The sequence below is a fragment of the Pseudoxanthomonas kalamensis DSM 18571 genome (genome assembly GCF_010211745.1).
In the GTDB taxonomy this organism is placed as follows: domain Bacteria; phylum Pseudomonadota; class Gammaproteobacteria; order Xanthomonadales; family Xanthomonadaceae; genus Pseudoxanthomonas_A; species Pseudoxanthomonas_A kalamensis.
In genome coordinates this window covers 1-7,693 of the sequence record NZ_PDWQ01000010.1, presented here as the reverse complement: position 1 = coordinate 7,693, position 7,693 = coordinate 1, and the positions used below count along the sequence as shown (strand labels likewise).

The 7,693-nt window shown below is 65.1% G+C and carries 8 protein-coding genes and 1 pseudogene; 5 read left to right on the top strand and 4 right to left on the bottom strand.

The genetic code is table 11. The features are described from left to right. Positions 1–68 precede the first annotated feature (68 nt). Positions 69–434: pseudogene (locus tag CSC70_RS13560) on the top strand (energy transducer TonB); the annotation flags it as partial. Between the two features lie 11 nt (positions 435–445). Further along, complete coding sequence (locus tag CSC70_RS13555) at positions 446–985, top strand: hypothetical protein (RefSeq protein WP_162457179.1); 540 nt, start codon at positions 446–448, stop codon at positions 983–985. 58 nt (positions 986–1,043) lie between these two features. Here the strand turns inward: CSC70_RS13555 and aroA are convergent, their stop codons facing one another. The 4 genes from aroA to CSC70_RS13535 all read right to left on the bottom strand — a co-directional run bounded on the left by aroA (position 1,044) and on the right by CSC70_RS13535 (position 5,662). Continuing rightward, entirely contained in the window at positions 1,044–2,348 is a 1,305-nt protein-coding gene (gene aroA / locus CSC70_RS13550; protein ID WP_162457178.1) for a 3-phosphoshikimate 1-carboxyvinyltransferase, read from the bottom strand. Positions 2,349–2,621: 273 nt separating this feature from the next. Next, positions 2,622–3,767, bottom strand: coding sequence for a prephenate dehydratase (gene pheA / locus CSC70_RS13545; protein WP_162457177.1), 1,146 nt, complete (start codon positions 3,765–3,767; stop codon positions 2,622–2,624). 13 nt (positions 3,768–3,780) lie between these two features. Continuing rightward, on the bottom strand, positions 3,781–4,866 hold the full coding sequence (gene serC, locus CSC70_RS13540) for a phosphoserine transaminase (protein WP_162457176.1): 1,086 nt from the start codon (positions 4,864–4,866) through the stop codon (positions 3,781–3,783). A gap of 70 nt (positions 4,867–4,936) precedes the next feature. Continuing rightward, positions 4,937–5,662 (bottom strand): FHA domain-containing protein, encoded by a 726-nt coding sequence (locus tag CSC70_RS13535; protein WP_246189435.1) that lies wholly within the window; start codon positions 5,660–5,662, stop codon positions 4,937–4,939. A 165-nt stretch (positions 5,663–5,827) separates the two neighbouring features. On the opposite strand from CSC70_RS13535, the gene CSC70_RS13530 reads away from it, so the two are divergent. The 3 genes from CSC70_RS13530 (at position 5,828) to CSC70_RS13520 (ending at position 7,603) form a co-directional block, all read left to right on the top strand. After that, on the top strand, positions 5,828–6,103 hold the full coding sequence (locus CSC70_RS13530) for a polyhydroxyalkanoic acid system family protein (protein ID WP_162457174.1): 276 nt from the start codon (positions 5,828–5,830) through the stop codon (positions 6,101–6,103). A 78-nt stretch (positions 6,104–6,181) separates the two neighbouring features. After that, on the top strand, positions 6,182–6,724 hold the full coding sequence (locus CSC70_RS13525) for a phasin family protein (protein WP_162457173.1): 543 nt from the start codon (positions 6,182–6,184) through the stop codon (positions 6,722–6,724). Positions 6,725–6,955: 231 nt separating this feature from the next. Next, positions 6,956–7,603: a restriction endonuclease gene (locus CSC70_RS13520; protein ID WP_162457172.1), complete on the top strand. Its 648-nt coding sequence runs from the start codon at positions 6,956–6,958 to the stop codon at positions 7,601–7,603. The last annotated feature ends 90 nt before the right edge of the window (positions 7,604–7,693 follow it).

The window sequence follows — 7,693 nt, the reverse complement described above, 5'->3', positions numbered from 1 at the left end:
ACGGAAAAGACCGCAACCGACAGGCCCGGGAGCCGGGTGGGCGGGGGGGTGTGTAAACGACCCACCCCCCCCCCCCCGCGCCCAGCCCCCCCCCCCCGCCACCCCCCGCCACACCATCTCCTCCGCCAGTAGCCACGCGCGCCTCGCCACTGGCCGCCGGCGACGCGCCCGAACCGATCCCCGGGCAGATGCCGGCTCCCGAATACCCGGTCGCCGCGGCGCGGCGTGGCGCCAGCGGTACGGTCGTGGTGCGGGTGGAGGTCGGCGCCGACGGCGTCCCCGTCGATGTCTCCGTGGCCCAGCGCAGCGGATCGCGCGACCTCGACCGTGCCGCGCTGCGGGCGGTCCGACAATGGCGCTTCAAACCGGCCCAGCGCGATGGCCAAGCGGTGGCCGGCAGCGTCGATGTGCCGGTGGAATTCAACTTGCGTTAAAGGCAGCCATCATGCAGCTTCGTATCTTATTGGCCCTGATCATTAGCTTTAATGTAGGCCCAGCATTCGCGAAATGCGACGTGCTGTCATGGCAATTTGGCATGTCTCCTGAAGAAGTTGCTGCTATTGCCGATTGTGGCCCATACAAATCCTTCAACAATGGCGACCTGGAGACTTACAACGGAGTCTTCAATGGAAAAAAGGAGAACTTTCAGTTCTTCTTCCATGACGAAAAGTTGCGAAGAATTGGTGTCTATTTATATGAGGGGCAAGATCCGGCTGCGGGGGCTAAGATCTGGCTAGAACTTTACGCCTCACTGGCTAAGCTTTTCGGGGACATAGAGACTCCGGAGAATGTTGCCCCCACCTCGAAAGAGACCTCTGACGCATTCATGGAAACGGCGTTGAAAACCGTGCAAAACCTAGGCAAGACGCAAATGGCTCCCGCTGCACAACCAAAAGATGCTTTCGCTTTTTCAAGCTTCATGCGTAATGAAGTCGAGGGTGAAAGTTACTACTACATTGTTTTGTATTTCGACAGTTTTCCCTAACAATTCAATCAGGCCAGTATCTCTTTCATAGCTCATCCGCAAGATTCTGGCGCCCCATCTACCGCAAACCGAACCCTACACCGCGCGCCAGCGTCTCGTAGCCGGGGAATGAGGTCGCCACGTTGGCCGTGTCGCCCACCACGACCTCGCCATCGGAGCACTGCCCGGCCACGCTGAAGGCCATTGCGATGCGGTGGTCGCCGTGGCTTTCGATGCGGCCGCCATGCAACGTGCCGGGGTGAATCGTCGCCCCGTCCGCGGTTTCGTCCACCTGCAGGCCGAGCGCGCGCAGGCCGTTGGCCATGGCCGCCAGCCGGTCCGATTCCTTGACCCGCAGCTCGGCCGCGCCGCGGACCACGGTGGGGCCTTCGGCGCAGGCGGCGGCAGCGAACAGCGCCGGGAACTCGTCGATCATGTCCGGCACCAGCGCCTCCGGCACCTCGATGCCGCGCAATGGCGCGTGCCGCACCACGAGGTCGGCGACCGCTTCGCCGCCGTGTTCGGCTGCATTTTCCTCGACGATGTCCGCACCCATCATCCGCAGCGCCTGCAGCAGGCCGGTGCGGCGCGGATTCAACCCGACCCGACGCAATCGCAGGCACGAGCCGGGAACGATACTGGCGGCGACCAGGAAGAACGCCGCCGAGGAAAAATCCGCAGGCACCTGGATATCGGTCGCGCGTAAACGCTGCCCGCCGCGCAGGCACGCGTATCCGGGCGAATAGTCGATCTCCACGCCGAAGGCCGAGAGCATACGCTCGGTGTAGTCGCGGGTCGGATGCGACTCGCGCACGATGGTTTCGCCCTGCGCATACAACCCGGCCAGCAGCAGGCAGGACTTGACTTGGGCGCTGGCCACCGGCGAGGCGTAGTCGATGCTGTGCAGCGCCTGGCCACCATGGATGCGCAGCGGCGGCAGCCCGCCATCGGCGGTGTCGATGCGCGCGCCCATCTGCGCCAGCGGCTCGGTGACCCGCCGCATCGGCCGCTTCGACAGCGACTCGTCGCCGATCAGCACACTGTCGAAGCGCTGCGCGGCCAGCAGACCGGTCAGCAGACGCATGCCGGTGCCGGCATTGCCGCAATCCAGTGGCTGCGAAGGCGCCTGCAGGCCGTCGATGCCGACCCCGTGCACGATCCGCCGCGATGGCGACGGGGTTTCGATCCGTACCCCCAGCTGCGAGAAGATCGCCGCGGTGGCGCGGGTGTCCTCGCCTTCCAGAAAGCCGTCCACCTGCGAGACGCCGTCGGCCAACGCGGCAAACATCACCGCCCGGTGCGAAACCGACTTGTCGCCGGGAATGTCGATGTCGCCCTGCAGCGGCTTGCCTTTCGATGCGATCCAGTTTTGCTTGTCGGTCATTGAATTCGGATTTGTGGCGACGGGACTTCGGTGTTGCGTTTGATGTGGACCCCTTCAGGCACGGCAAGTCCGGCGGGTAAAACCCCGAAGGGGCGGTGCACATGGATGTGCTCCGTTTTCGGAGCCGCAGGATGCGGCTTCCGAAAATTCCCGCCGGAATTGCAAACCCGTAGCGCGTAGCGCGGAGGGCGTGCCGTCAGGTGTGTGTTTCTTTGGTTACTTTCTTTGCACAAGCAAAGAAAGTAACCCGCCCATCAGGGCGGAATGCAGTTGCTATGGCACCGCAACCGGGTACGAACCCAGCACCTTGATCTGCGCCGAATGCGCTTCCAGTTCGGCCAGCGCCTGTTTCATGCCTTCGTCCTCGACATGGCCGGCCAGGTCGATGAAGAAGGCGTATTCCCACTTGGCCTGGTGCGAAGGCCGCGATTCGATGCGGTTCATGCTGATGCCGTGGCGCGCAAACGGGCTGAGCACGTCGAACAGGGCGCCGGGCTTGTCGTGGATGAACACCAGCACCGAGGTGCGGTCGTGGCCGGACGGCGGGAAGATCTGCCGGCCGATCACCAGGAAGCGCGTGGTGTTGTCCTTTTCGTCCTGGATCGGCGTCATCACCACCTTCTTCAGGCCGTACACATGCGCCGCGCTCTCGCCGGCCACGCAAGCCGCGTCGTCGGCGTTGCGCGCACGCCGCGCGCCTTCGGCATTGCTGGACACCGGCAGCTTCTCGACCTTGGGCAGGTTGGCGCGCAGCCAGCCTGCGGTCTGCGCCAATGCCTGCGGATGGCCGTAAACGCGCTCGATGTCTTCGATATGGCCGCTGCGCGAAAGCAGGAACTGGTGCACGCGCAGCTCGACTTCACCGCAGATCTTCAGCTGCGAGGTCAGGAACATGTCCAGGGTGATCTGGATGGTGCCCTGGCCGGAGTTTTCCACCGGGACCACGCCGAAATCGGCGTTGCCGGATTCGACCTCCTGGAACACCTCCTCAATGCTCGACAGCGGCAGCCCGTGCGCCGAGCGGCCGAAATGCTTCAGCACCGCCTGCTGGCTGAAGGTGCCCTCCGGCCCCAGGTAGCCGATCTTCAGCGGTTCCTGCTGGGCCAGGCAGGCGGACATGATCTCGCGGAATACGTGCACCAGCACTTCGTCGCTGAGCGGCCCCTCGTTGCGGTCCACCACCATCCGCAGCACCTGCGCCTCGCGCTCGGGGCGGTAGTAATCCACCGCCTGCGCCAGCTTGCCCTTGGCCTTGCCGACCTGGCGCGCGTAACCGGCGCGTTCGGCGATCAGCTGCTGGATCTGGCGGTCGATGCGGTCGATCTGCGCGCGCACGTCCGACAGCACCGGCTTGGCGATGGTCGGTGGTGACGCGCCCTTCTTCGGTTTCTGCGTGGATTTCTTCGGCTTGGCCGCCATGGTCCCCTCGTGCTTATCCGTTGCGCCGAATGAAATCGGCCATGAAATCCGCCAGCGCCTGCGCGCCGGCCACTGGCATGGCGTTGTACAGCGAGGCGCGGATGCCGCCGACCGCCTTGTGCCCCTTCAGCGCCAGCAGGCCGGCAGCCTTCGACTCGGCGACGAAGCGCGCGTCCAGCGTCTCGTCCGGCAGGAAGAACGGAATATTCATCCGCGAACGCGCTTCGGGCAACACATGGTTGCGGTAGAAACTGCCGGAGCCGTCGATCGCCGCATAGACGATGCGCGCCTTTTCGGCGTTGCGACGGGCGAATTCGGCTACCCCACCCTCGGCCAGCATCCACTTGAACACCAGTCCGGCCAGATACCAGTTCCAGGTCGGCGGCGTGTTGAGCATGGAATCGCGGGCAACGTGCGAGCGGTAGTCGAAGATGTCCGCGCGTGGCTGGCCCTGCCGCTGCAGCAGGTCGCGGCGGACCACGACCACCGCGACCCCGACCGGTCCCAGGTTCTTCTGCGCACCGGCGTAGATCAGTCCGTATTTGGATACGTCGATCGGCTCGGAGGCGATCGACGAGCTGAAGTCTGCGAACAGCGGCACCTCGCCGACCTCGGGCGCATCGCGGAACTCGACCCCGTGGATGGTCTCGTTGGCGGTGATGTGGACGTAGGCCGCATCCGGGCTGAGTTTCCAGCTATCGCGCGGCGGAATGTCGCGAAAGCCGCCCGGCTCGCCGTCGGCGGCGATGTTGACCGACACATAGGGCTTGACCTGCTTGATCGCGGTCTTGCCCCAGTGCCCGGTGACCACGTAATCGACCACCTGCCCCGGCGCGGCGAAATTCAGCGCCAGCAGCGCCTGCTGGGTGGTGGCGCCACCGGACAGGAACAGCACGGCGTAGTCGTCCGGGATGCCGACCAGCCGGCGCAGGTCGGCTTCGGCTTCGGCGGCCACGGCGATGAACTCGGCGCTGCGATGGCTGATCTCGACGATCGAGGCGCCCACGCCGTTCCAGTCGAGCAGTTCGGCCTGGGCCTGGCGCAGGACCGGTTCGGGCAGGGTCGCCGGACCGGCGCTGAAGTTGTAGAGGCGCGTCATGGAACACCCGGTGCAGGAACGCCTAGTATGCCGCAGTGCGACATGCGGCGTCCCGTGGCCGGGTGGTTTTTCAGCCGGAACCGAACAGCAGCAGCGCGGACAGCAGCAGCGCGATCAACGCCGCACTCAGCAGCAACCACGGCCAGCGCCGGGCGGAGGGGCGCGCGACCTGCGGCTCCGCGGCCTCGTTACCACTGGCCGGACCTGTCGCGATCAGCGGTGGCGATGACTGCCAGGGCACTTGCACCACAAACCTATGGCTGGAGCCGAACGCCACCTGGTCGCCAGAGGCCAGCCAGGCCTCGCGCACCGGCGTGCCGTTGACCTCGCAATCGCCGGATTCCAGCATCCGCAGCCGGACCCGTCCCTGCTCGCGCTCCAGCAAGGCATGCCTGGGCCCGGCGCCCGGCACATCGATGCGGATGTCGGCCTCCGCATCGCTGCCGACCCGGCGCGGCACATCCAGGGTGAAGCTGCGGCCATGGTGGCGGCCGCCGATGCCGCGCAGCACGACACAGGCCTCGCAGGGCTCGGTCACGGTTTCGGCCGGCCGGGTTCCGGCGACATCCGCATCGGCGCGAACGCGCAGTTCGATGCCGTCCACGTGCACGCTGTCGCCCGCGCGCAGGGCCGCCATCCGTACCACAGGCCGCCCATTGACATGCACGCCGTTGCGCCCGCTGGCGATCTGCAGCCACAGGCCACGGCGATCCAGGCAGAACTGCGCGCACAAGGCGCCCTGCCCGCCATCGTCGAACGACAGCCGGCCATCGGCGCGGCGAACCAGTCGGTGCACGCCCGTACCCAGCGGCCGTTCTTCCGACCGGTCCTGCTTGAATTGAAGTCTCAGGTTCTCCACAGGCGGGCGAGACTAGCAGGTTGCCCGCGTTCCGGCATCCGCTGCCCGGCTTGGCGCGATGCCCACGTGCGGCGACAATGACGGCGCTTTCCGGAGTCCAGCATGTCCAGCATCGAGATCGAGCACCCGCACACGCAATCGCCCGAGCAGGCCCGGCAGTCGGTGGACGAGGTGGCGCACAAGCTCAGGGAGCGTTTCGAGGTCGAATGTGACTGGGACGGCGACACCCTTCGCTTCAGCCGTTCCGGGATCGACGGCAGCATCGAACTGCTGCCCCAGATGCTGCGGGTCAACGCCAAGCTGGGCTTCATGCTGTCGATGATGAAGGCGCCGATCGAGCACGAGATCCGCCGGGTGCTGGGCGAACGCTTCATCTGACGCCTGGCCGCCGCCGTGGTGTGAAAGCTCTAGACTGCCGCCGTAGGCTGTCTGCACACCGATACGGAGCCCGACACCATGGCCAAGCACAAGAAAAAGGCACCCAAGCAAAAAGCCGAAGACACCGCCGCACTATTGTCTCAGCGACTGGGCGAGTCTGCCCAGCAGGTCTGGCTTGCCGGTCTGGGGGCTTTCAGCCGCGCCCAGAACGAAGGCGGCAAGCTGTTCGACAGCCTGGTCAAGGAAGGCTTGGTACTGGAGCAGAACACCCGCAAGCTCGCCGGCGAGCAGGTCGAAGTGATGCGGGAGACGGTCGAACAGAACGTCGGCAAGGCCAGGAAGCGTGCGACCGATACCTGGACGCGGCTGGAAAAAGTCTTCGAGGACCGCGTCCATCGCGCCCTGCACCGGCTGGAAATCCCGACCCGCGACGACCTCAGCGAACTGCAGGGGCGTATCGATGCGCTGCAACGCGAACTGTCCGGCGGAAAGTCCACTGCGACGCGCAAGGCTGTCAGCCAGAAGACTGCAGCGAAAAAAGCCGCCGCTGCCACCGGGAAACCAGTCCGGAAGCGCCCTGCCGGCGCCAAAACCGCACCAAAAACGTCCGGCACGAAATGACCATTCTGGTGCATTGAAAACTTCAATCCAGGATCGATGTAATCGATTGCAATTTCTTGTTGCATGGCAGCAGATGATGGCGTAACAATAAGCCTTGCCCGCCAGTCCAAACGAAGTACGTATGCTCCCCTCCCCTTACGGCTTCGGACTGGCGGGCTTTTTCGTGCCCGCATTCCGGAGTCGGGAGCAGCTGTCGTAGAATCGCCGCTTTCCCGCTGACTCCCCCTCCCTATGCCCGCTTGGTTGTTCGGACTGGCCATCACCCTGCTAGTTGGCAGCGCTTCCACCGCCTATCTATGGCTGATCCGGCGCCGTGACGACGAAACCTCGGCCGGCCTGCTGGCCATCGCCGGCCTGCGCTGGCGCGAGTTCACCCGCATCCTGATCGAGGCCATGCGCGGTCGCGGCATGGAGCCGGTGAAGATCGACAGCGAGGATCCGCAGGAACCCAGCTCCAACTTCCTGCTCCGCAATGCCGAGGGCCGCCCCTGGCTGCTGGCCTGCAAGCACGGCAGCGCCTACCGGATTGGTTCGGTGGCAATGGACGAACTGGCGGCCGAGATCCGCCTGAACGGTGCCGTCGGCGGTACCCTGGCCACCGAGGGCACGCTGGAGGCTGAAGGTCGCGACAAGGCAGCCCACCACAACATCGAGATTCTCGACGGTCCCCGGCTATGGCCGGTGGCCAAACCCTTCATGGACACCGGTCTGGTGCAGCGGATCGTCGGCCAGGCCAAGGCGACCGCGCTACGCCACATCGGCATTGCCTGGTTGGCGGCTTTCACTCTGGGGCTGGCGGTGATGCTGGCCCTGCCGGAAGTCGCCACGCCGCCGCCCGACCCCGCACCCCTGCCGCTGCCTCCTCTTATACCCATCTGACGCTGCCGACGAATAGAGGGGAGAACTCGAGTGTGGAGGTGTACTGATAACAAATACATATATGAGAGGAGTGGGTGTGTTATCTGTTGA